Origin of the sequence: Eudoraea sp., from assembly GCF_039969275.1 — a bacterium.
Lineage (GTDB): Bacteria > Bacteroidota > Bacteroidia > Flavobacteriales > Flavobacteriaceae > Eudoraea.
The window spans coordinates 242921-267943 of record NZ_JBDVOC010000017.1 but is presented as its reverse complement, the minus strand read 5'-3'; the positions used below and the strand labels follow the sequence as shown (position 1 = coordinate 267943).

14 protein-coding genes are annotated in these 25023 nt (G+C 40.4%); 8 read left to right on the top strand and 6 right to left on the bottom strand.

The window, feature by feature from the left end; all coding sequences use genetic code 11:
• Positions 1-1162 precede the first annotated feature (1162 nt).
• A complete protein-coding gene (locus ABJH90_RS16760) occupies positions 1163-1831 on the top strand; it encodes a Crp/Fnr family transcriptional regulator (protein WP_348140149.1) in 669 nt (222 codons plus the stop codon).
• Positions 1832-2078: 247 nt separating this feature from the next.
• On the top strand, positions 2079-4490 hold the full coding sequence (locus ABJH90_RS16755; RefSeq protein ID WP_348140147.1) for a cbb3-type cytochrome c oxidase subunit I: 2412 nt from the start codon (positions 2079-2081) through the stop codon (positions 4488-4490).
• Between the two features lie 320 nt (positions 4491-4810).
• On the opposite strand, the gene ABJH90_RS16750 is transcribed toward ABJH90_RS16755, so the two are convergent.
• Positions 4811-7459, bottom strand: a complete 2649-nt coding sequence (locus tag ABJH90_RS16750; RefSeq protein ID WP_348140145.1) for a cation-transporting P-type ATPase — start codon at positions 7457-7459, stop codon at positions 4811-4813.
• A 165-nt stretch (positions 7460-7624) separates the two neighbouring features.
• On the opposite strand from ABJH90_RS16750, the gene ABJH90_RS16745 reads away from it, so the two are divergent.
• The 3 genes from ABJH90_RS16745 to ABJH90_RS16735 all read left to right on the top strand — a co-directional run bounded on the left by ABJH90_RS16745 (position 7625) and on the right by ABJH90_RS16735 (position 15557).
• Positions 7625-8575: a calcium/sodium antiporter gene (locus tag ABJH90_RS16745; RefSeq protein ID WP_348140143.1), complete on the top strand. Its 951-nt coding sequence runs from the start codon at positions 7625-7627 to the stop codon at positions 8573-8575.
• A gap of 503 nt (positions 8576-9078) precedes the next feature.
• Positions 9079-13545 (top strand): T9SS type A sorting domain-containing protein, encoded by a 4467-nt coding sequence (locus tag ABJH90_RS16740; RefSeq protein WP_348140141.1) that lies wholly within the window; start codon positions 9079-9081, stop codon positions 13543-13545.
• 14 nt (positions 13546-13559) lie between these two features.
• Complete coding sequence (locus ABJH90_RS16735; RefSeq protein WP_348140139.1) at positions 13560-15557, top strand: adenylate/guanylate cyclase domain-containing protein; 1998 nt, start codon at positions 13560-13562, stop codon at positions 15555-15557.
• 24 nt (positions 15558-15581) lie between these two features.
• Here the strand turns inward: ABJH90_RS16735 and ABJH90_RS16730 are convergent, their stop codons facing one another.
• Genes ABJH90_RS16730 through ABJH90_RS16720 form a run of 3 tightly spaced genes read right to left on the bottom strand, consistent with a single transcriptional unit; the run spans position 15582 to position 18431 of the window.
• Positions 15582-16334: a hypothetical protein gene (locus ABJH90_RS16730; RefSeq protein ID WP_348140137.1), complete on the bottom strand. Its 753-nt coding sequence runs from the start codon at positions 16332-16334 to the stop codon at positions 15582-15584.
• Between the two features lie 39 nt (positions 16335-16373).
• Complete coding sequence (locus ABJH90_RS16725) at positions 16374-17909, bottom strand: NAD(P)-binding domain-containing protein (RefSeq protein ID WP_348140135.1); 1536 nt, start codon at positions 17907-17909, stop codon at positions 16374-16376.
• A 3-nt stretch (positions 17910-17912) separates the two neighbouring features.
• Entirely contained in the window at positions 17913-18431 is a 519-nt protein-coding gene (locus ABJH90_RS16720; RefSeq protein ID WP_348140133.1) for a hypothetical protein, read from the bottom strand.
• Positions 18432-18898: 467 nt separating this feature from the next.
• Between ABJH90_RS16720 and ABJH90_RS16715 the strand changes: the two genes are divergently transcribed.
• Positions 18899-19552 carry a tetratricopeptide repeat protein gene (locus ABJH90_RS16715; protein WP_348140131.1) on the top strand — a complete coding sequence of 218 codons (654 nt, stop codon included), beginning with the start codon at positions 18899-18901 and terminating at the stop codon, positions 19550-19552.
• Between the two features lie 32 nt (positions 19553-19584).
• Here ABJH90_RS16715 and ABJH90_RS16710 read toward each other — a convergent pair whose 3' ends face one another.
• A complete protein-coding gene (locus ABJH90_RS16710) occupies positions 19585-21633 on the bottom strand; it encodes an HDIG domain-containing metalloprotein (RefSeq protein WP_348140393.1) in 2049 nt (682 codons plus the stop codon).
• Between the two features lie 118 nt (positions 21634-21751).
• On the opposite strand from ABJH90_RS16710, the gene ABJH90_RS16705 reads away from it, so the two are divergent.
• Entirely contained in the window at positions 21752-22927 is a 1176-nt protein-coding gene (locus ABJH90_RS16705) for an acetyl-CoA C-acyltransferase (protein ID WP_348140129.1), read from the top strand.
• Positions 22928-22948: 21 nt separating this feature from the next.
• Entirely contained in the window at positions 22949-23701 is a 753-nt protein-coding gene (locus ABJH90_RS16700; RefSeq protein WP_348140127.1) for a C40 family peptidase, read from the top strand.
• A 53-nt stretch (positions 23702-23754) separates the two neighbouring features.
• Here the strand turns inward: ABJH90_RS16700 and ABJH90_RS16695 are convergent, their stop codons facing one another.
• Positions 23755-25011, bottom strand: coding sequence for a tetratricopeptide repeat protein (locus tag ABJH90_RS16695; RefSeq protein ID WP_348140125.1), 1257 nt, complete (start codon positions 25009-25011; stop codon positions 23755-23757).
• Positions 25012-25023: the final 12 nt, after the last annotated feature.

Genomic DNA, 25023 nt, shown 5'->3' with positions numbered 1-25023 from the left:
GGGTTGCAAAGGAAAACCGAATGTAATGAGGTAATCCTGTCGCGATCACGACACTTAAGAAACCATACTCTAAGAGTATGGTTCTTTGTTTTATGGAGAAATTGAGCTGGCTCAAACTTTCAGAATAAAACAAAGAATTAGGGCGATAGCCTATGGTTTTTTATTTGCAACATTGAGAGTCAAGGAAAACCAAAGGTAATCCTGTCGCGATCACTTAAAGCGTAAAGTCCATCACCCAAGTGATGGATTTTTGTTTTGTGAAAGGATGGAAAGCGCGTAGCTTTTCAGTCCTGGAATAAAATAAAACAGCAGCGCCAGCGGTTGGACTTTACATTTTCACATGGGGTTGCAAAGGAAAACCGAATGTAATGAGGTAATCCTGTCGCGATCACGACACTTAAGAAACCATACTCTACGAGTATGGTTCTTTGTTTTATGGAGAAATTGAGCTGGCTCAAACTTTCAGAATAAAACAAAGAATTAAGGCGATAGCCCATGGTTTCTTATTTGCAACATTGAGAGTCAAGGAAAACCGAAGGTAATCCTGTTAATAAATTAGAGCAAAAGGCCAACGCGCCGCCTGGCCCCTTCACTAAAAATGTCCACCGGACATTTTCTTAACGCTCGGTCCTATTTTCACATGGGGTTGCAAAGGAAAACCAAAGGTAATCTGTCGCGATCACTTAAAGCAGAAGGTCCATTAAAAGTACAAAAAATGGAAATGGCAGGTAGTTCACTGATATAATCCCATAGTGAATCATTATCATCAAGTTCAACCAGTTTAGCAATAAAATCATTTACATCTGTGGTTAGCTCTTCGTAAGATTGACTACTATTTCTAAATCCATTTTATTAGCAAGCTCGTCGGTTGTCTTGAGTTAAATCTCGGATATTTCACCAGTAATATTAACTATTAAAAGAGTATCAGTATTAGCATAATTGGTATCTAAAATTATGCCCCAGTAAGGTTATCTCTGTCATTATTTTCAATTACTACAAATTTTATCTCGTGAAGTATTCCTCTAACATTATTAGATAATCCCAATAATTGTTTTATGGCAATTCGTATATTAGTCTAAATTATTTCGAGTTGCTTATGCCAGTCAAAACCCATCCCTGTATATCACCTGATACCGGAAATAACTCCTGTATGAATTGTAGCATGCGCAAACATTCCCTTATTGACGAATTAAGCTATGAAGAACTAGAGGCATTAAACAAGAACAGGTACAGGGTTTCCTATAAGGCTGGAGAAAATATTTGTAAAGAAGGTACTAAATCCCCAGGCTTGATTTGCTTGAATGAAGGAAAGATAAAAATCACAAGAACGGGTACGAATGGAAGGGAACAAATCTTGTCATTAAGAAAGCCTGTAGATTTTATTGGCTTTAGGGCTCTGATGCAGGAAAACGTTTTTTTGGACTCTGCCATTGCCCTGGAAGATGTTTCGGTCTGCATAATCGATAAAAACGACTTTTTTAAAATAGTCGGGGACAATAAGCATTTGGCTTTTAAGATCATTCGATTACTGGCACGTGAACTGAACGAAACGGATAACCGAATGGTCAATTTATCCCACAAACACATCCGTGCCCGTTTGGCGGATGCGCTCCTTTTGGTGAATGAAATTTATGGCATGCTCCCAGACAATGAGACTTTGAACGTTCCATTAAAAAGGTCGGATCTGGCGGCTCTTTCCAATATGACCACTTCGAATGCCATAAGGGTTCTTTCTTCATTTTCCCAAGAAAATATTGTAGAAATAGATCAACGGGACATAAAAATCAAAAACTTAAAAGCACTGAATGACATCAGTGTCTTCGGGCGATAAGTGTGGTCCGACCCAAATTGGTAGAGTGGAATATTCTTAAATCAAGGCCGCCTCGATATTCACTTCAAGATATTTCTTCATTTCTATAATTCTCTCGGTAACGTATCGACGGGTACCTTAATGTGATTGGTTATGGTGTCACGGCTGTTCTATAACATGTTTTGATATGTTATAGAACATTGTTTGGTACTTGGCCTATTTCTTCCTTTGAGCTCGCTTGTTATGTTTAATATGTCAAATCAATCCCATGAAGGAAGAAAATCTTTTCCAAAACAATACTAAAAGAAGTCTGAATTATTTTATGCAGACCAAAAACTGGTGGGCCCCTTTATTGTTTATCCTTATCATCAGTCTTGCAGGAGTGGGAATGATCGGGTTTCAAACGTATAATGACGCACCTCCAATGACAGGTTTTCAGACGAGTTCGGGTGAAAATTTAATAACCCGGACAACTCTTGAAGATGGCCAAATTGTATTTCATAAATATGCCTTAATGGAATACGGGTCCTACTTTGGGGATGGTGCGCAACGTGGACCCGATTATACGGCAGAGGCATTGCATCAAGTCGTGTTATTTATGGCAGAATTCCGAGTGAATGAATTTGAACGTGAAAATGGTCGTACACCCTCGGACATGGAGTTGAAAATCATAAAAGAAAATGTAAAGGATGAAATAAAAGACAACAAATATGATGAAGAAAAGAATATAGTAATATTGTCGGATGCCCAAACGTTTGCTTTAAAAGGATTAAGGGAATATTACACCAATGTTTTTATAGATTCGAATACGGAAGATTCTTTTCCGCCACCCGGGTATATTACCGATAGGGATGAGGTTAAAGCCTTAAGCGATTTTTTCTTTTGGGGGGCATGGGTCTGTGGTGTAAAACGACCAGGGTCGGAATTTAGTTATACGCATAATTGGCCTTTTGATCCCGATGCAGGAAACAATCCCACTTCTCCGGTAATTCTATGGAGCGTTCTTGGTCTTTTAGCATTTGTTTTGGCCTGTGGAGTTGTGCTTTATTTTATAGGTCAATATAATCAATTGCCCAATAAGTTTTTCAAACAGGGTACCTCCGGGTTTTTGACATTTAAACAGATTAATAATTTTACACCTACAAAGACCCAAAGGGCGTCATTCAAATTCTTTTTCGTGGCAATTATTCTTTTTCTAATCCAGGTTTTAAGTGGCGTTGTTACCCTAAACGAGTTTGTTGATTTTTTAGGGTTTGCAGGAATCAATATTTCTGCCGAGGTACCTATAACGATTACCCGTAGTTGGCACTTAATGCTTTCGCTTTATTGGATTTCGACCTGTTGGATAGCTTCATCCATATTTATTATTCCAATAATGACGAAAAAAGAGATGAAAAGTCAGTTGCCCTTGATCAATTTGTTGTTTGTCTTACTTTTCATATTAGTGGGTGGCTCTTTGTTGGGAATGGTATTGGGTCCATTAGGGTTATTGGGGGATTGGTGGTATTTGTTGGGCCATCAAGGCTGGGAATTTGTTGATTTTGGCAAAATATATCAAGGCTTGCTAATGGTTATTTTTGTGCTATGGGCCGTTGTTGTTTACAGAGGAGTACGGCCGGCCTTCATTAAAAAGCAACCATGGAATCTACCCAACTGGATCATGTATTCGGTCCTGGGCATTCCAGTACTTTTTCTTTCAGGATTCGTCGCCCAGCCAGAAACAAATTTCGTGATTGCCGATTTCTGGAGATGGATGGTGATACATATGTGGGTAGAAGCATTTTTTGAGGTTTTTGTTACGGTTATTGTCAGTTATTTAATGGTTTTAATGGGATTGGTAAGTCGCCAGGCCGCCATACGGGTGGTTTATATTGCAACCTTGTTATTCCTTGGTACAGGTCTTTTGGGTATCTCGCATAACTTTTATTGGAATGCGAAACCTGTTGCGACCATGGCTTTAGGAAGTGTATTTTCAACCCTACAGTTTGTCCCCTTGATTTTATTGACTGTGGAAGCTTGGCGATTTAAAAATATGCCCCGGATGTCGATCAATGGATTGAACGGAAAAAATGGAGATAAGCAGGATATTGCGGATTTCGCATTTCCCGAGGTATTCTTATTTCTGATAGCTATGAATTTCTGGAACTTTTTCGGAGCTGGTGTTTTAGGGATTATTGTGAACCTACCCATCATGAACTTTTTTGAACATGGCACTTACCTCACCATAAATCACGCACATGCCGCATTAATGGGGGTTTACGGCAATATTTCATTGGCGGCAATGCTATTCGCGTCGAAAATTTTATTAAGGCCTGGTAGGTGGAATAGAAATATTGTTAGAACATCCTTTTGGTCTATAAATGCGGGATTAATGCTTATGGTAGTATTGGACTTATTCCCAGCAGGGGCTATTCAATTTAAATCTGTATTGGATCATGGTCTATGGTATGCACGATCCAACGATTTTATCACCAGTTCAGCATTTGAATCCCTAACGTGGATGCGCGGGATTGGGGCCAGTATTTTTCTGTTCGGCGGGGTTATTCCTTTGACTTGGTTTATCGTTTCAAGGGCGCGCTCACTCAAAAAAGGAAGGGATTCGTATGTGGGTTTTAAACGTAGAAAAACAAATGTTTCAAAACCGAAAGTAATTCCTCTTGAAAAAGAGAATGTTGATTAAAAAAAGAAACATCTTTCCTGTTCTTTAATGTTTTTTTTTGAATGAATCAGGCTAGGAAAATGCAACAACCCCGGTCAGTGATAATTAGTTGATCGTTATCATAATGCCAACTAAAATAACCGCAGATAACAGTAATTAGAGTTTTTGCTTTTTGCAATGATCTTATTATACCTGTTTGGTCTTTTTGTTTTAAGATTGAACCTTTCTTTGAATTCATCAAGGGCTTGCAAAGGAAAACCTTAAATAATCCTTGATATATCGGGTTTGAGATCTTTGATAAGAAGTATTTTATACCCCTTAATTCGCATATTAAATCAAATTCAAACGGTACCCCCCAGGCGTTTTACAAGTTGTGTTAGTAGCAGCGAGCCAAACCCAAAAACGGCAATAATACCCCACTGCTGAAGTGTTAATTGCACAAGGGAAAGGATTTCCGCCACAATAGGGATGAGGTTCGATATTAATACTATCAGGGTGCATAAGATTAAGGCTGCCCATACCCAGGGATTTTTGGTTACTTCATTAGAAAAGAAGGACGATTTCCTCAACGGCATATTAAATATGTTTAGTAATTGACCCACAACCAGGGTGTAAAAGGCCATGTTGTTAATCTCCATGGGAGACAATTGCAACCAAAGGTGGGCATATGCTGTTATCCCCAACACAGCGAGGGTGATACTCATCCCGCAAATTACCGTGGTAATCCACAATTCCCGGGTCATAATAGGTTCTGTAGGCTTCCTGGGGGGTTGATTCATCAGGTCCTCTTCTCCTTTACCAAAGCCCAGGGCCAATGCGGGAAAAACATCAGTCACCAGATTGAGAAATAGAATCTGTAACGGAAGTAACGGAGCCGGGAGCACCACAATAGCGGCTACACCCACAGAGACAATCTCGGCTAAATTACAGGATAAGAGATAGACTACAAATTGACGAATATGCTCAAAAATCAACCTGCCCTGTCTTATTGCCAGTTCCATGGCTGTGAATCGGTCATTTTTCAGGATGATATCGGCGGCTTCCCGGGCTACTTCTGTTCCCCGTATGCCCATTGCGATACCGATATCTGCCTTCCGCAAGGCCGGAACATCATTTACCCCGTCGCCTAACATCCCAATTGTGTTATTGTTTTGTTGGAAGAACTTGACCAACTGCAGTTTTTCCTTTGGGGTAACCCTCGCAAAAACCTTGGTATGCAATAAGCGTTTCCGTTGGCGTTGATCTCCTTTCAACAGCCGATTAATTTCACTGCTGTGAATCAGCTGATCCTTTCCGTCTCCTTCTTCCATTAAGCCAATTTCCTGAGCAATTTTCCATGCAGTACCCGGATGATCCCCCGTCATCATCACTACCTTGATACCCGCATTTTTGTATACGGAGATGGTATCTTTGACATCGGTACGTGCCGGATCAATAAAGCCGATAACCCCTATGAAGGTCAATCCTTCCAGGAGGGCGTCCATTTCAGGTATTTTGTCATGGTCCCTATAGGCCATCGCCAGGGTACGGAATCCCTGTGAGGCCATTTCGTCTACCAATTGATACCAGCCTGCTTTATCCTCAAATGCAGACACATGACCATTGGTAATTATTTTGTCACAATAGGCTACCACCTCCTCAAAAGCCCCTTTTACATAAAGGGTATGGCCATTTTTAGGATTGCGGTTGATAGAGGCCATGTATTTACGCTCTGTATCGAAAGGCATAGACAGAACCTGGGGCCGTTCCCTTCGTACCGCTACCGGATCGTATTGCATCTTGTCTGCAAAATCGAGCAAGGCAACATCAATACTTTCTCCAAAGCGATCTTCCAACTTAGCAGGACTTTCATTACACAGGATACTTGTGGTAATCATCTGCTTTAAATCCCGTCGCCTTGAAGCCAGTAGTCTTAAGGCATCCTGTTGTTTACCGACTTCGTATTCCTGTTTCCCGGCAAAGGCGAGGGTATGAACGGCCAGTTTGTCTTCAGTGAGCGTTCCGGTTTTGTCGGTACAGATAATATTGGTGGCCCCCAGGGTATGAACTGCCTCCAGCTTTTTGATAACCACTTGTTTTTTGGAGAGTTGTAGCATGCCTCTGGCAAGGGCAATAGTAGCAACAATGGGTAAACCTTCGGGAATGGCCGCAACAGCCAGGGCGAGTCCGGTTTGTATCATGAACATCAGGTCCATCCCGCTGAGAATTCCGGAGACTATGACCAGGAAGGTCAATAAGATGGTGAATCCTATAAGCCATCTGCTCAGTTGGCCGAGTTTTTTTTCTATGGGAGTTAGCCCTTTCTCTGCCTTCTGGCTTAACAACTGAATTTGGCCGAGTTCTGTATTCGCACCGGTTGCAACTACTATTGCCTTGGCGGATCCACTGACCACAAATGTGCCTTTGTAGACCATATTAGTACGCTCATGAAGTAAGGTGTCCTGGGGGAGTGCTACGGTATTCTTTTCAATATCCTGGCTTTCACCTGTCAGGGCAGCTTCTTTTACCTTCAAACGTTTTACCTCAATTAAACGGGCATCTGCGGAGATGATGTCACCTGCATGCAGAACCAGGAGATCTCCCGGAACCAGTCCGGAAGCCTTCACTACCTGCAATTGGCCATCCCGGATAACACGGGTGAGTACCTGCCCAATTTTACGGAGCTTTTCCAGGGCACGCACTGCCTGCAGCTCCATAAAAAAACCGATACCAACAGTAATCAAAATAACCACTAAGATGGCCACGGCTTCGGGCCAATCGCCCAGGAGTAGCGCTAATAAGAAGGCTACCAACAGGATATAGATGATAGGATCCACGAATTGATCTGCCAGGACAAATAGCTTCTTTTTTGGGCCTTTCTCCGGGATTTGGTTTTTGCCAAAGCGGGCAATTCTATTTTGTACCTCCTTGCTGTCCAGCCCTTTATGCCCGTCGCTCTTCAAAAGTTCGATAATATGGCTAACCCCTATGGAAAATATTTTACTGATCATCTGGCACCCTATAAATTAATATGGAATTGACCTTGGTTGGAGAGGTTAAACCACTCCGGATTTATTTACATCACAAGGTATCATAAAGACAAAGGTTCACCAATGATTTCAGTCATTGTTCATCCTTGTTACGACCCTTAATTTTGAAAAACCAAGATAGTATCAATGAGTGACATTGCCATTTTAGTTCTAGGTGTTTTCGGATTGTGGCTGGGCACGGAATTCACGGTAAAATATGCCATAAAAATTGCCCGACGCTTCAGGATCTCCGAGTTATTCATCGGACTTACCATACTTGCCTTCGGGACAGACCTTCCTGAACTGGTTGTGGCGATAGAGGGAGCTTTTTTTAATTTGGCGGGTACTGATGTATCGGGGGTGGTGACCGGCAATGCCATTGGTAGTTCCATATGCCAGATCAGTATCATTGTTGGAGTTATCGCATTATTTTATTTTGTGCATATTGGTAAGATCCAGGCGCGGCAAATGGGAGCTGAGCTTATTGGTTCGGTAATTTTGTTGGCGCTTGTTTCCTATGACGGTATAATTACCTGGAATGATGGTGCCTTGCTGCTTATGGCCTTCTTATTGTATATCTACACGCTTTTGCAACGGGAACGCAAGGTGCGTAAAAAAACTACTCCAGAGGTAGAAAAATCCACCTTTGGGATCTGGTTTCAAATTGCCTTGTTGGCAGGAAGTTTAGGTGTTGTAATCCTTAGCTCCCATGTAGCCATTGAACAGGCTATTGTAATCGCTGAAAACTGGGGTGTGGGTCAATCCTTCATTGGAGCAGTCATTATTGGATTAGGCACCAGTTTGCCTGAACTCGCTATCTCCTTAAATGCCTTATCGAAAGGTCAGACAAGTTTATCCGTTGGGAACATTGTTGGGAGCAATATCTTTGACCTTTTGGTTCCTCTGGGCCTTGGTTCTCAGATTTCAGCCATAAAGGTGGATCAATATATTCTAAGATTCGACCTCCCAATACTGTTTATCTATAGCATCATTTTCGTTTGGTTTTTAATACGAAAAAAAGGGATACAGAAACACGAAGGCCTGGCTTTGGTAATTCTTTATCTCGCCTATGCGGTGGGTAAAAATTTTATGAATTGATGCTAGGCTATCAGGATAAAAAGCCAAAGGGTTTTATAGGTGCATAAAAATGTAAATAAAATAATATTCATCATCCATTTTTTGCATCTCACTAGAAATGAATCATAATTATGCAGATAATCCTAAAATTGCGGCATTTTATCCCCTTATTACAGGAATTAGGTGTCATCATCTGATTTTATTAATATCTTGGCTATCAATAGTCCTCCCCGGATTTTGCATGAATTTGTGATAACTAAATGATAATGTTTTTTAATTGTATCTTAGTTGTACCTCTTATCTATCTTTAAATTAACCTAAGTATAATTAGATAGCTAGCATTAGAATATATCTTCTGACTATAGCTTCTGGATTATTTAATTACATGGTATGGCAAGGTGCAATCCAATAACAGGCAAAGCCTGTAATACAGTATTGGTCTTACCTTAAGGAATATTTCCCCCAAAGAAATAGGATGTGTCAGATATGCATCTTGTATTACATTAACAAAACTAATTTGCTTAATGAAGCACTTTTACACAATAATTATGGAACATATTAATCGTACACCATTTGGGTTAGCAGCTTTGCTTAAAGCTATGGGCCTTTTTGCAGTGTTATTTTGTATGGCATTGCCAGTAACAGCACAAAAAGGAAAAGGCGGTCCCGGGGGTGGTAATAAAGATGTTATTCTATTCACCTGTGCAGAGGATATTGGAAATGGGCTATATCTAGCCAATTTTGGTTATACCAATCCCACAAACAAGTCCATAACAGTAGACCAGGAGGACAGCTATATCTATTTAAGTGATAATATAGAGGATTCAGAATTTAATGGAATACAGAAGATTCCTGGTATTACTTCGTTTGAACCAGGAACGCATGACAACATATTGTCAGTGGTTTTTGCAGATAATGGACATGCCAAATGGACCGTGGCGTTCGGTGGAACCTATGAAACTAAAATAAGGGCCACCCTTAATTCCCCTGTATGCGAAGCAGATAGTTTTATTGTTCCTATAATTGGGCCAGGAAATGGAAAAACTGTAGGCTTTGTAAGTCCGGAACTCATCTCATTGGGCGCAGGAACAGCTGGTGACATTCCATCCGACATTATTTATCAGATCAATGCAAATGAGAAAGTACTGATACAAATTATACCCTTTGATGGACAGACACAGGCAGTAATTGATGTATTAGAAGGTATCTTTGGATTGAACTATGATCCAAACCCGCTGAATTCTGATTTTATTATAGATCCAGCTGTGATCATTTCAGAAGAATTGGCAGCAATTGACGTATTTTTCCCAATTGACAAAATTCTGCCACCCACTCCGCCTAACCCACCTTTGCCTGCCTTAACTGATTATTTCGACATCATTAAATCAGCACAGGCCCTTTATACACCATTCACATCCGGCAAACTGGAAGAAACAGGGGATGCCATCACTCAGGGAGACAGCACCCAAACTACCAGCATAGTACGAGAATCTTTCCGGATCGTTACCCCGGGTGGGGATAGCCGGCCAGTAGACGGTACCGGTGTAAATATAGTATTGTTCTCCAATAGCTGGGATGCTAACCCACCAGAACCGGGACAGCCTACCAATGAAGCAATAGATGTGGGGAACGGAGATCTGCCGGGTATAGAAGGTATAGGTAACCCCAATGGGTATGACACGCCCGTTAATGTCATTAAAGATTATCCATATACCTTTAGTCCAATCTCTGACGAGGGCAGGGCCATGGGTCATATAGCCCATGATATAGCACCGGGTGCCAGCCTCGCCTTTCGTACAGGAGTTTTGTCTCCAAGGGATTTTGAGTTAGGTATTCAAAATTTGGGTGCCGCTGAGAATACTATTGGAGTCGATGATTTAACCTTTCCGGGGGAACCTATGTTTGGAATAAGCAATATTGGAAAAGCTATCCAGGCATTTACTGCAAATGATAACTACTACTTCACTTCTGCCGGCAATTTTTATGATAATGCCTACCAGGCTATTTTTCAAGCATCTGATGGTAACAACATCCCCGATTTTGTAACAGATCCGGATGCCGTGGCCCATGTGTTTGGAACCTCTGATGGCTCCGAAGATATTTATCAAAGATTTAGTGTAAAGAGTGGAGAAACCTATATGATCGTCATGCAATGGGCCGAAAACTTTGCCTCTCAGGATAACGCACTAGGTGCGGCAAATGATTTAGATTTTTGGGTCGTAGACCATCAGGAACGATTGCTCGTCGGCAATAATTACTATAATGACGGTGAAGATGAGATTAATGATGACGCTAGAGATCCTATTGAGTACATAACTTTTAGGGCCACCGCAGATGGAGAGGCTAATTTCCTGATCACCAGTGCCAACGGAAACCCGGGTTCATTACCCTTCAGGTATATCATTTTCGTAGCAAATAGACTCCAGGTATTAGAGCATTTTGATGGTGCCTCTACCATTATGGGACATCAGATGACTCCAGAAGCTTTGGCCATTGGTGCGGTAGATTTTCGTAAAGCGGAAAGTCCCGAACCTCAGACATTCTCTTCCTTTGCAGGAACACTGCCGGACGGCAGTAGTACTGAAGCCGTTTTGGCGTCTTTTGACGGGGTGAATACCAATGTACTGACCATTGGGCAGAATGAGGTTGCTGGGATACCGGTAGATGGAGACGAGTTTAAGAACTTTTTTGGTACTTCCGCTTCTGTGGTACATGTGGCAGCGGCCTTTGCATTAATGAAATCTGCGGTACCATCCTGGTATGGGACAGAATCTGTGGATATGCTTCAACTATTTAAAGATACGGCAACCCCGGCCGGTAATCCAGACCAGGTAGGTGCCGGGGTCATTAACGCCGCTAATGCTTTTAATCAAATAGCAACCCAAACCGGGGTTATAACAGGATTTACAACAGAATTTACTTCTGAAGAAGGAGGAGTTATCAGTGCAGACACCTTAGTCCTTTCCTTAAATGGGGCATATTTCCCTGAAGCTCCCAAAGTGCTCTATGGAGACGATGAAGAATTAGAAATTATCTCGGTAGATGAAAATGAAATAGTTGCCCTGGTAGGTCCGTTTACTGGTAATGAGCCGGTGACCGTCTTTACAAATTCTACGGTACCACTGGGAACAGATGGAGGCAAATCTAATGCCATCTATTTGCTAGACGAAGGGATACTGGCTATCAATGTGATAGCCAATGATTCGATTATTGAATATGGGCAAGACTACGAGTTTGGTTATACAGTAGAGGGACTTCCGGAAGATGTTGAAATTGGTGTAGATCTCCCAAATATTGTGTATACCACAGCGGCCGTCCCACCTTATCCAAAAGTGGCTAACTACCGTGTTTTCCCAGAATTTGATTTGGAAAATGCCACTGATGAACAATTAACTGCTTTGGAAGGCTATCTGGTTAATTTTATTAGCGGGTCGTTTACGGTTACTAAAAAGGATCTCGTAATTGTTCCTGAACCCGTGGTTACAACATATGGGGAGGCTATTAACCTGAATTTGAATTATCTATACGATCCTACGGGAATAACCAATAATACAGATTTCCTGGCCACAATTTCACAGGCACACAGTACAACCTTTTTTGAGGACAATACGCTGGCTTTGATCAACCGATTTAAAGCCGTTGTGAACACAGAAACATTTTTGGATTTATTGGATGGAGGTAGTTGGATGGCCACAGAAAACACCATTAATAATAGGTTTAAAGCTGTTGTAAATGAAATGGATCTAATTGATCTTGATGTACAGGATCTGGAGAATTATATAGAAAACCGATTTAAAGCAGTCGTGAACAGATTTAAAGCCGTAGTAAACGGAGAAGATCTCTTAACGGGAGAAGTGTTTTTTGAAAACAGATTCAAAGCAGTAGTAAATAATGGTGACTTAGGAGGTGCAGAGGATGGAAATGATTATTCTCCGGTATTTGCAGTTCTCCATGCCGATGATGATTCCGAAAGCGGGGGAAGTGTGTCTACATTCTATTCGGTAAATCTTATCACGGGGCTCGACGTAACACCTTCACCAGAATTTAATTATTCCTATCCCGGAGCCATGTTTGCCCCCATAGGAGCCAATTTGAATATAACGTATGATTCCAGTACCATTATGGTAAATCCGGCTACATTAACTATTGAAACCGGAGATCTGATAATCGATCAGGGGACAACCATAGATACCTCTTTGATTAACACTATCATTCAAGGGTATGCGTATGATGAAACCCAGGAAGATGTATTCCCTGAGGGCATCCCATATATCTTTGAAAATGAAAATGGAGAAGCTTATACCCCAGGTGATACAGGAATCTTTTTTATCACGATCACAAACGCTCAGAATTATGTAAATGAGTATGATCGTATAGGGGTAATTTATGTTAATCCTACTGGTAACAATTTACGTAAAATAAGAACGTATCTAGACTGTGTGGAAGAAGATTTTGGCGGTCCAAATGGCCTCAACTATATTGCTCATTACCGCTACGAGAATCCAAATGACGAAACCATTTATATCGCCGAAGGGCCAGAGAATCAGTTGACCGGGCCTGCTGCGCTAACCGCTATTGGGGAACTGCCCTTTATCTTTTTACCCGGGCAAGGCACTTTCCAAATACGCTTTGATGGGAATACATTAAAGTGGGAACTTACCAGCAGGGATAGCACACATAAAAGTTCTACGACTTCTAATGCCAATGCCAATTCCGGCAGGTGTGATTCCGGGATTACTGGTGCGGGTTCATCTTTCATTTTGTACCCGAATCCGGTGAATGGAATTTTGTATATTGATCAGAACTTTTCCGAGGTGGTTACCCTGGATATCTTTGATATTTTCGGGATTTTATATCTTAACACCACCTTAGATGGCAGAAATAGTCCAATTACACATGAAATAGATATGACTGACTACCCACAGGGAATGTATTTTATAAGGATTACTACCAAGGACGATGTGAACGTTTATACGGTGGTAAAAGACTAATTCTAGGAACCGATATGAGTAAAGCGGGAAATAAAACATTCTTTGTAGCCTTTTTGTTGGCAGCATTATTTGTGACAAGAGGCCTGGTTTCTCAGGAATCACAAATAGACAGCCTTAAGAGGATGGTTCAGGAAGGGTCTGGGGATTCAACTCAGGTAAACAACCTGAACGCTCTGAGTGTTGCAATCCTTCAGGAGGAGGATATTTCAGGATCACTGCAAGTGTCCCGGCAAGCCGGAGAACTTGCTGATGAGTTGAGATATTTAAAAGGCAAGGCGTATGCGGAGAAGAATATTGGGATGGCCTATTATTATCAGGGGGATTATATGGAGGTACTGGATCACTGGACAAAATCTCTTGAAATTTTTGAAGCCATTGAGGATAGCCAGGGAATAGCGAACATGGCGAATAATTTAGGAGCGGTTTACTACAGCCAGGGAAGTAATTCGAAGGCCATCGATTATTATCTGAGATCTTTAAGTATTGCAGAAAAAATACAGGACACATTGCGTATTGCCTCAGCTTTATTAAATATTGGTGGAGTTTATGGTGACACCCCCAATGACTACGACAAGGCCTTGGAATACTTTAACCGGATCCCACAGTATTTGCCTGCATTGAACGAGCCCCAAATAACCACCTCCTATTTAATGGGTGAGGGTGAGATCTACCTGTTGCAGGGTAATTACAGGGAAGCATTGAAATACTATGAGGATGCACTGCCGTTAACTCTAAATACAGCCGATAATACGGACAACCTTACCAAATTGGGTATCGTTGAATTTAAAATGGGTGAAAAATCGAAGGCTATATCTTATCTGGACCAAGCCTTTCAAATTGCGAAGAAGAATAACCAACAACTTCAAATGGTTCAGACTCTGATTGAACTTGGTAAAGTATATCAAAACGATAATTTTACAAAGGCATTGAACACGTTTAAAGAAGCGGAATCCTTAGCCAATGAAATGGGTACCAAATTTGAATTGAAGGATATTTTTGAAGGTTTATCCATAGCCTATGCCAATCAGGGAGATTATACCAATGCTTTTAAGTACCAAACACAATTGATTGCGGCAAAGGACTCCTTGTTTAATGTGGAAACTGATGATAAGATCCGTGGGCTACAATTCGATTTTGACCTTGAAAAGAAAGAGGATGAAATAGGGTTGTTAGAACAGGAAGCGCAAATTGCTGACTTACAGGCCAAACGGCAGAAGTATGTCATCTACGGAACTGTTTTGGGGCTGCTTTTAGTCTTTATGCTTGCTGTAGGATCCTATAAACGGTACCGTTATGTGAAGAAAACAAATAAGATCATCGAGGAGGAGAAAAACCGATCTGAAAATCTGCTATTAAATATCCTTCCGGATGAGACCGCCCTGGAACTAAAACAGAACGGAAAGGTAAAAGCTAAAAAATTTGAGTCGGTGACCGTAATGTTTACTGATTTTAAGGGCTTTACCAGTTATTCTCAAAATTTATCGCCGGAGTTACTTGTTAAAACTGTGGATTATTATTTTTCAAAGTTTGACGCGATAATGGAAAAATACGATCTTGAAAAAATTAAAACGATTGGAGACGCCTATATGTGCGCAGGGGGATTACCCTTTCCTACCAAAGACCATCCATATAAAATGGTCCAGGCCGCTTTCGAAATTGCTCAGGTGATGGAAGAAACTAGACTTAAACCTCCTAAGGATATTGTTCCTTTTGATGTCCGTATTGGTATCAATACGGGAGTCATTATTGCCGGTGTGGTGGGAACCAGAAAATTTGCCTATGACATCTGGGGAGATACGGTGAACGTAGCGGCTCGTATGGAGTCCTTATCAGAGCCAGGCAAAGTAAATGTATCCCAAAGTACCTATTTGCTTATTAGGGATCGTTATAATTGTGAGCACAGGGGGCAAATACACGTTAAAAACAAAGGGATGATGGATATGTATTTTGTAAATGAGAAAAAAGAAGAACCATCCATTAAAGCTAAGAAGGAGAAAATAATCAATATTTGATCCTAGATCAAGCTATAAATACTTCTAAAATTCCGCAATCATTCGTAAAGCAGCCGTGGCATTAACCCCTTCTTCAGTAAATTCTGCGCCTAGGCCAGTCTGTAAAGACCAATGTTCAGAAAATTGGATTTGTATTTGTGGCATTATTAGCAACTCTAATTCTTCACCTTCATCGAAATCCCCCGGGTCTGAATTATTAAACTCCAATCCCAGGGAGGTGCGTTCCGTAATCTCAGCAAAAATTGTTGCATTTAGAAGAAGGGTCGTGGTTTTATTTTGGGAATCCGAACCAACTTGTTGACGCACTCCAAGCAGGGCAAGGACACTCCATGTTTCATTAAACCTATAAGCCGGAATATAAAGCATACTGATATCCCATTTATCTGTTTTCCTTATTTTTTCAACCATGAATTGTGTCCCATGGATAAAGCGTCCTGATGCAGACTCACCAAATGTATATTGCAAAGCAATCTTTAAGGCTTCCAGTGTGCCGTCTTCAAAGGGAAGTTCGAACTCTACTGCAAAATCATCCCAAATGGCATACTCAATCTCCGGAGCCCAATCAATATGCCTTGAAGAAGTAGAACTCAAGGGAAATTCTGCAAGCACATTAATCTCTAACTCACCCTGTTTGGCTCCCAATTCACGTACCAAATCAAAAACCATTGGTTCCGGGATATCATCTTGCGCCTCATGTGATTCCTCTTGAGCCAACACCTGTAACCAAAGACAGGAAAGACAAAATATGTTGAACAGAAGATTTAAAACTCTTTTCATTAGCTCTTTTTACCTGCTACTACTGACTTTATTATAGTCTCAATTGGTATGGAGAAAACCTGGTGTTAATCTTCGAAGACCATATCTTACCCTACCTCTCAAGCCCGCTTTTACAATATGATTATAAGTGCTAATAGGAAGTTTACTGATTATCTGATGTGATAGCTCAACTTTATTTCCGGGCCCTCGTAGTCTGAATTGAGTTGCTTGTGTAGGTCCATACATTAAGTGCAGCCAAAGTTTTGGGTGCAGGAAAAAGTATTTGTATAAAGGTGGGTTGCAGCCAATAATTCTGGCCATACTATTCATATACCCATGATAATCTACTAAACTCCGGATACGATCTGCATTTTTCTCATATTGTGTGCGATATATGGTCAAATCATTCTGCGCTATTCGGTTCATTTCCATAGGCTCCGGTAGTTTCATATCACCGTTAAAAATTAACGCACAATACCTGGATTGCATCTCCATTATAGGGAATTGACTTCCAAAGCCGGGTCTCGCCCATCCTATCCAGGCAATGCGGTTGCCATAATCGGGATGAAACATATGTTTGTACATCTTACGAGGATCACAGGTCTTAAGGGCTTCGGGCATAAAGTCTACTTTATTCTGGTAGCCGGTGCAAAAAACGATAGTATCAATATCCTCAATACAAGTACCTTCTGCATCAGTTAATTTAGCACCCCCCTTTTCTACTTTGGTAATATCCCCCATTACCTTACATCCATTATGCGCAATAGCCTTAGGTAAGGCCAGGGTTTTGGTGCCAAATATTCCCCAGATGCCACGTTCAACAGTAATTTTTTCATTGAGATCTGCCAGGGCATCAAAAACGGGGTCTTGTCTTGCTCTTTCAAGTTTAAGTACAAAAGGGCTCAATCGCTTACCGTATTCACGCGGTAAATCCCAAATTCCACGATGTGTGGAAACATCTGCTGCATGACCGCCCCGCCGTCTTGGAACTACCCAGCCTGTAGATTCACGCAAGCTTACCCAACATTCTTTTGCCACTTGTGAAATCTCGAAGGCTACATCGGATCCGGACTCCCCGCCACCTACGACAAGGACTCGTTTATCCTTAAAATCACTGGCATTTTTATAATCCCTAGAATGTGAATAAGAAACTTTGGTAAGTTCCTTCTGCCATTCAGGATATTTAGGAACATTATTGTTCCCTATTGCCAGAATAAGGCGTTTGGTTTCTATTAATTCCCCGGATGCCAGTCGAATCTGCCAGTGGTCTTCTTCAATTGAAACCACTTCCGCTACTTTACTACTGTACCGTATGTGTTCTTTCACCCCAAAATGACCGGCATAGGAATTCCAATAGGAAACGGCTTCATCCTTGCTCCAAAAGTGATGATCCATACCTTCACCAACCCAGAAATCCGAAAACATGCTAAAAGTAACAGAAGATGTTAATATAAGATTGTCATACCCATTGGAGAAAACCCCTCCCAGCGTATCAGACTGTTCCAAACACAAAACATTCTTTATCCCTTTTTCCAGAAGTTCTTTAACGGCAACTATTCCCCCTGGTCCTGCTCCAATTACTACACAGTTATACATTTTTTATGGTATTATATTTTCAATTATTAAATCGACCGATTCAAAAAGAGGAAGAAGGTCTTCATCAATATCTTTCTTTCGAATTGTATCATAAACATGCCCCAGACTATATTCCGGAGGCAAGACTTCAATTATCTTGGTATATAGGAATTGATCTCCGGAAGAAATCTCTATCTGAATATTTGAAATCAAGGCTATACTATGTTCTTCATCAGTCATGAAGGCATTTTTTATCCAATCCGGCAATCTCACGGGTAATTTTCCTATAATTTTCTTTTTGTAATCAATTTTGGACTGCTGCAGGGTTTTCCCCAACAATCCTCCGTCCAGGATAAGTCTATGGACAGCACTAATTGGTTGGTGATCTGTGTTATAAAACCTAACCACGCCTACCGTTCTTGAAACGCCCTTTTTATCCTTAAGATGAACAATTCTTATTTTATCATCCTGGCGAATAATTTCACACTCAACGGGGCCATATAGTTTCTCAAGTGTGGAGGTATGCAGGGTATTGGTATCCATATAGTCTATAGCAATAATCTTAATTATACTCTTGGTATTTCCTATAAGAGCTAAGAGAACATTCCTCTTCTTCTTAAAATATAAATGACTAAAATACAGAAAAATCAGAAATGAGTCTTATTTAATTATCAGAGTCATTTCATTTTGGATTATTCCAAATTATCATGGAATCCTTTTCTGTTTATTACTCCTTAATCATAATTCAAAAAGGCAAATCTTCTATACTATATTTGACAAATCTTCTCTAGACACCTGTTTATCAAAAGAGCAGTTATCGGCTTATAGTGGAAAAATGGGAGTTTTTAAAACTCAAAGTAAGTCAATGGAAAACCTATTACAACAGGGAATGAGTTATTTCAACAAGAAAATAAAGTAATTGATTTGCCGGACTTCGCCCGACCCAGATCCTGACTGAAAGTTGTCTATTTCTAAATTCGTAAATTGGGCGAGATTCGAAACGATATAATATGAAAGCATTCAAAATCAAAAGTCTTACACTATGTGTAAGTCTCGTGGTCACAATGATATTTACTACCGAAACTAATGCTCAAGTTATGGAAAATGCAAATTTCCAGGCTGGGATCACGGCATATCAAGCCAACAACCTGCCACTGGCTTATAAAGAGTTTCTCACAGCTGCAAAGGACGGCCACGCCGATTCCCAATTCAATGTGGCTTTGATGTATGAGCAAGGTATAGGTGTAAGTAAGGATGAGAAGGAAGCCGTTGTTTGGTATGGTAAATCTGCCGCTCAGGGGAATGCTGCTGCACAATTCAATCTAGGGGTGCTCTATGAAAATGGTCGTGGCACCAAGATTGATTATGTAAAAGCCAATGAATTGTATCGTAAAGCTTCTGCGCAGGGAGATCCGCTGGCCATTGGTAATCTAGGCATGCTCTATGTGCGGGGCCAGGGTGTGAAAGAAAACAAGGTTGCTGGCGTGGCGCTGCTCCTGGTTTCGGCTGCCATGGATCCCTCGCCCCAAAACCATGCTAAACAAAATATTTCAACTACTCAAGGCCTGACGACTGAAATGATTACAGAAGCCCAGACGCTCGCCCAGGAATTTAGTACTGCCAAAAACCTGTTGGTGCCGTTGGATAATTATTTGAAGAGATGAGAGCAAAGCATCACAAATGAATTATACCCCTTTTATTCAGGATATTCTACTCTGAGATGGTAGATATTGGTCAATTTTTGTTTAAGTACCTTCTTTATCATTTCAATCTCTTTAAATGTAATATTGGCATTTAAAAATTGATTCCCATTCATCTGGCCGGTAATGATCTTCTCTACAAATTCATCAATAATTTGATATGTCGGATTATTTAAACTTTTGGAGGCTGCCTCTACCGAATCTGCCATCATCAAAATAGCTGTTTCCTTAGAAAATGGGATGGGTCCCGGATATCTAAAATCTGATTCCTTCACAGGATCATCCAATTCCTGCTGCTTTTTATAGAAGTAATACACGAAGGTGGTTCCGTGATGTGTTCTTATAAAATCGATTACCCTGTCCGGTAAATTGTACTTCCGGGCAAGTTCAATTCCTTCAATCACATGATTGATAATTATCCTGGCACTTTCTTTAGGATCCAGATCATCATGCGGATTTATACTGGTTACCTGGTTTTCAGTAAAATAGGTGGGATTGTTCATTTTACCAATATCATGATATAATGCCCCTACCCTAACCAGCATCGCATTTGCACCAATTTCATTTGCGGAAGCTTCGGCTAGATTCGCAACCTGAAGTGAATGATGAAAGGTTCCCGGAGCCTTATTGGAGAGCTCCTTCAACAACTTGGAATTTGTATCGGACAATTCGAGCAGGGAAACATCCGAGACCATACCAAACATTTTCTCATAGATGTAGATAAGTGGTTGAGCAAAAAGAGTTAACATGCCATTTAAAACGAAAAATCCGAATGTGTACCAGTTCACATTATCCAGGTTGCCCTCATGAATAATATGAAAAGCAAAATAGCCAATGATATAGATAAGGGTTATCTGCCCTACAGAAATAAACAAATTGGCCCGTTTATAGAGTTCAGATACCGTTAGAATGGTGACAATCCCTGCTATAATCTGAAGGAAAATATACTCAAAGCTGTTGGGAACCACAAAGCCTAAAATAAGTACGGTTAAGACATGTACAAAAAGTCCAAGTCGCGCATCAAAAAATGTTTTCAGAATTAAGGGCATTATACACAGAGGTACCACAAAAACATAAGCCTCATTGTATTTTACCACAAGGGTGGTTATAAATACCATGAGTAAAATATTAAAGAAAATAAAGGTCACTTTTACGTTATTCCTAAAAACTTCGGGCCTGTATTTTTTGAGAAACAAAAACAGCATCATAAGCACGAGTGCAACTAGAATAGTGTAACCGAAGAGGATAAAATAGTAGTTGTTTTCAGTCCATAGTTCCGATTCATATTCCGCTTTTAAGGACTCCAGTATTTTCAAATTCTCCGCCTCTACTACCTCTCCCCTTGCAATAATTAGTTTACCTTCATCTACATTACCTCTTGTTAGAGAGATTTCAGAAATAGCTTCTTCCAATTCTCTTTTGGTGAGCACCTCGTCATAAGAAACATTGGGTTGTAATACATCAAAAAAAAGTGTTTTAAAGTCAGAGTCATAATTTCCAAGCCTCTTGTCTTTTAGCATCCTGGTAATTGAGTCACCCAAAGTTTCCATTCTGTAAAGTGCATCAGATTGCAAACGCCTTGCTTCGTTATCTTTTAAAAGGTACAGGCTGTTTTTGGAAATTTGATCATCAACATTTTGTATAATTCCGTAAGTATATACGGAATCAAGAAACTCCTTCCCCACTTCTTCTAAAATACGCCTTGATCTGTTACTAAATTTTTCAGCGCTAAAAACAAGTGGAAATTTATCTGCAAAAACCTGGTAGGCTTCCGTAGCAACTATTATGTCATATCTATAATAATCTACCTGATCTCTTTCAATCGCATTTCTTTCTTCGGTAATTTCATCGGCTGTTTTCTTAATGGAAAAGTCGAAGGGTGCATAAAGATTTTCATACTGCCATGGCTTACCCTTCTGAAATTCATATTTGAACTTACCCCCTCTTGGGAAGAAAAATACAATACAGGCTATGGATATAACATAGAGTATATACTTATAAATAAGTGATTGGTTTTTATAAACGCCGTCTAAGGTTTTCCCCATAGTAGAAAGTATCTTCTTCAAAAATAGAAAATAATAGCATTATCGATTGCCTTTTAGAGACTAAACACAATGCATTGCACATTAATTTATTAATTTCGCGTAATTAATGGATTTTCATATGAAAGAGGTTGTTATTGTATCTGTAGCCAGAACACCTATTGGCAGTTTTATGGGTTCTTTATCCACTATTCCGGCTCCAAAGTTAGGAGCTATTGCAATAAAAGGTGCCCTGGATAAAATAAGTCTGAGCCCAAATGAGGTAGATGAAGTACTCATGGGCAATGTTGTACAGGCGGGAACCGGACAGGCTCCTGCAAGACAGGCCGCTATATTTGCCGGGATCCCCGATACTGTTCCTTGTACTACAATAAATAAAGTCTGTGCATCGGGAATGAAAGCCGTAATGCAGGCGGCACAGTCTATTGCGTTGGGTGATACCTCTGTGGTTATTGCCGGAGGGATGGAGAATATGAGCCTGATACCACATTATGTTCATATGAGAACAGGTCAGAAATTTGGGCCTTCAACGCTGCTAGATGGCATGCAAAAAGATGGTTTGGTTGACGTTTATGACCAGAATGCCATGGGAGTATGCGCAGATGCCTGTGCAGTTGAACACGATTTCAGCAGGGAGGATCAGGATAACTTTGCCATCCAATCCTATAAACGATCTGCCGAGGCCTGGAAATCGGGAAAATTTACCGATGAAGTTGTTCCGGTTGAAGTACCTCAACGACGGGGTGAACCAATCATTGTTGGCGAGGATGAAGAATTTAAAAATGTTAAATTAGATAAGATACCTGCGCTACGACCAGCATTCACAAAAGACGGTACGGTTACCGCTGCTAATGCATCAACTATTAATGATGGTGCAGCCGCCCTGGTCTTAATGAGTGCCGAAAAGGCCAAAGAAATGGGTTTAAAGCCAATAGCGACTATTAAAAGTTATGCAGATGCAGCCCAGGAACCAAAGTGGTTCACAACTGCACCAGCCAAAGCACTTCCGAAAGCTATTGCCAAAGCGGGAATTTCCTTAGATGACGTCGATTATTTTGAATTTAATGAGGCGTTTGCAGTTGTTGGTCTGGCCAATATGAAACTATTAAAACTCAATGATAGTAATGTAAATGTGAATGGTGGTGCGGTCTCCCTTGGACATCCCTTAGGATGCTCCGGGGCACGGATAGTGATTACATTATTAAGTGTTTTAAAACAAAATGATGGCAAAATAGGAGCTGCGGCTATCTGCAATGGTGGAGGTGGTGCTTCAGCAATTATTTTGGAAAGAAATTAATTTTCGCGGCAACGGTAGCCTATGTATCACGGTATTTGTCACCTTAATATTGTACCAATTAGAATTCTTGCAGAAGATTCCAGCGAGATGGTGACTCAACTACTTTATGGTGATCATTTTAAAATCCTGGAAAAAAGAAAGTTTTGGAGTAAAATTCGCGATGCCTATGATGGTTCTGAAGGGTGGATACGCAACAATCAATTTGTTCCAATTGAAAAATCAGATTACCAATCCCTAAAGAATTCAGGGGAATATAAATTCTCATCAGATCTGGTATCTTTTGTTAATGATGAGAAGAAGGTAATGATTCCAATAGTGCTTGGTTCCTCTGTTAAAAGTGTAAAATTACTAACACATCAATTTGACGGGGCCTCAATAAATGGCAAAAAGGGAAAATCCAATTTGATTGTTACTGCGCTTTACTATTTGAATGCACCCTATTTATGGGGAGGAAAAACACCTTTTGGAATAGATGCTTCCGGCTTCACACAAATGTCTTACAAAATAAATGGTTATCCCTTATTAAGGCGCGCAGAAGAACAAGCTACTCAGGGTGAAGCCTTGAGTTTTATTGAAGAAAGCGAACCGGGTGACCTTGCGTTTTTTGACGACAATGAGGGACAGATAAATCATGTAGGTCTTATAATGCAGGATAATTTTATCATCCATGTGTTCGGTAAAGTAAGAATTGACAGATTGGACCACACTGGTATCTTCAATACAGAACAAAGAAAATATACCCATAAGTTAAGGGTAATAAAAAAGATCATATAAAAAACCCTGACAACTAGTTTGCCAGGGTTTTTTTATTGGAAATATAAACTAAATTATTCTCCAAGTAATTTCTTAATTCTCATGAAATTTTCAGTGTCTCCCAAAGCACCGTAAATATTCTTAAGTTGTGTAAGCACACTCTGATTGTCTGGTTTCAATTTATAAGCCTCTTCCAAAATACCGGCAGCTTCCCTAAAAAGATCATCTTTCTGCTTCTTTAATTCTTCATAACGTGCTATATCCGCTTTAGAATTACCTAAACTATTCATTTCATCAATCAGTCCATTGCCCTCATCTACATACGTTGTTGAAAGATTCAATTGCGCATTCACATATCCAGGATCTACCTCCAAGGCTTTTCTGTATGCCTTACGAGCTTCCTCAATATTGCCTTGTTCCATGTTAATTACACCTATATTATATTGCAAATCCGCATTATCCGGTGCCATTGCAGCCGCTTCCGCCATCAGTGATTTGAACTTATCTTTATCGCCCAATTTATAATGCAAATTAGCTTCATTCAGGACCAAATTTACATCGTCAGGATTGTTTGCTCTGGCGTCAGCAAAGGCAGCAAGTGCTTTATCGTCCTGACCCAATTGTGAATAAATCAAAGCCATATTTTTAACTATTTCGGCTTGCTTTGAAGGAGATTTTTCATCCTTAGGGTCTTTATAAGAACCAGACTTTACCATCAAATCTCTTTGAGTTTTTTCCATTATCTCCTCCTGGCCAGTTGCTACATTAGTAGCCTTATAAACTACACCGCTGCCGTCATAATTAATATTTTTTAATTCCTCGTAATAACTTAAAGCCTTTTCATAAAGCCCTCCGTTAACGGCACTACTTGCGGCATAATATAAATAAATAGTATCTTTTGGACTAAGTGTATAACTTAAATACAGCTTATCTGCCGCCTTCTCGTATTCCTTATTTCCATTATCTTCTACAGCAGAATTAACCAAATCGGCTGTTATAGCAGCCAGACGCTGATTTGTTTCGTCAGCATGCTTTCCTTTGGGACCTTCAATGCTCAGGACTTTATTAAAAGAACTGATTGCTTCGTCAAAAGCATCGTTATCTCCCTTCTTGGCAAGATCTGCATAGGTTTTACCTCTAAGAAAGAAATAGTCTGCCTGGACTTTTTCATCCGCTCCACTAATCATTCCCTGAATTCCATCTAATGATGTTTTTGCTGAGGCTGCATCACCAGATTTTAAAGCTTTTTCAGCGGCTTTGAGTTCCGCTTTCTGCGAAAATCCGCTTAGTGCACAGCACATAACGGTTATAATTAAAAGTTTAGTTTTCATTTTAACGTAAAT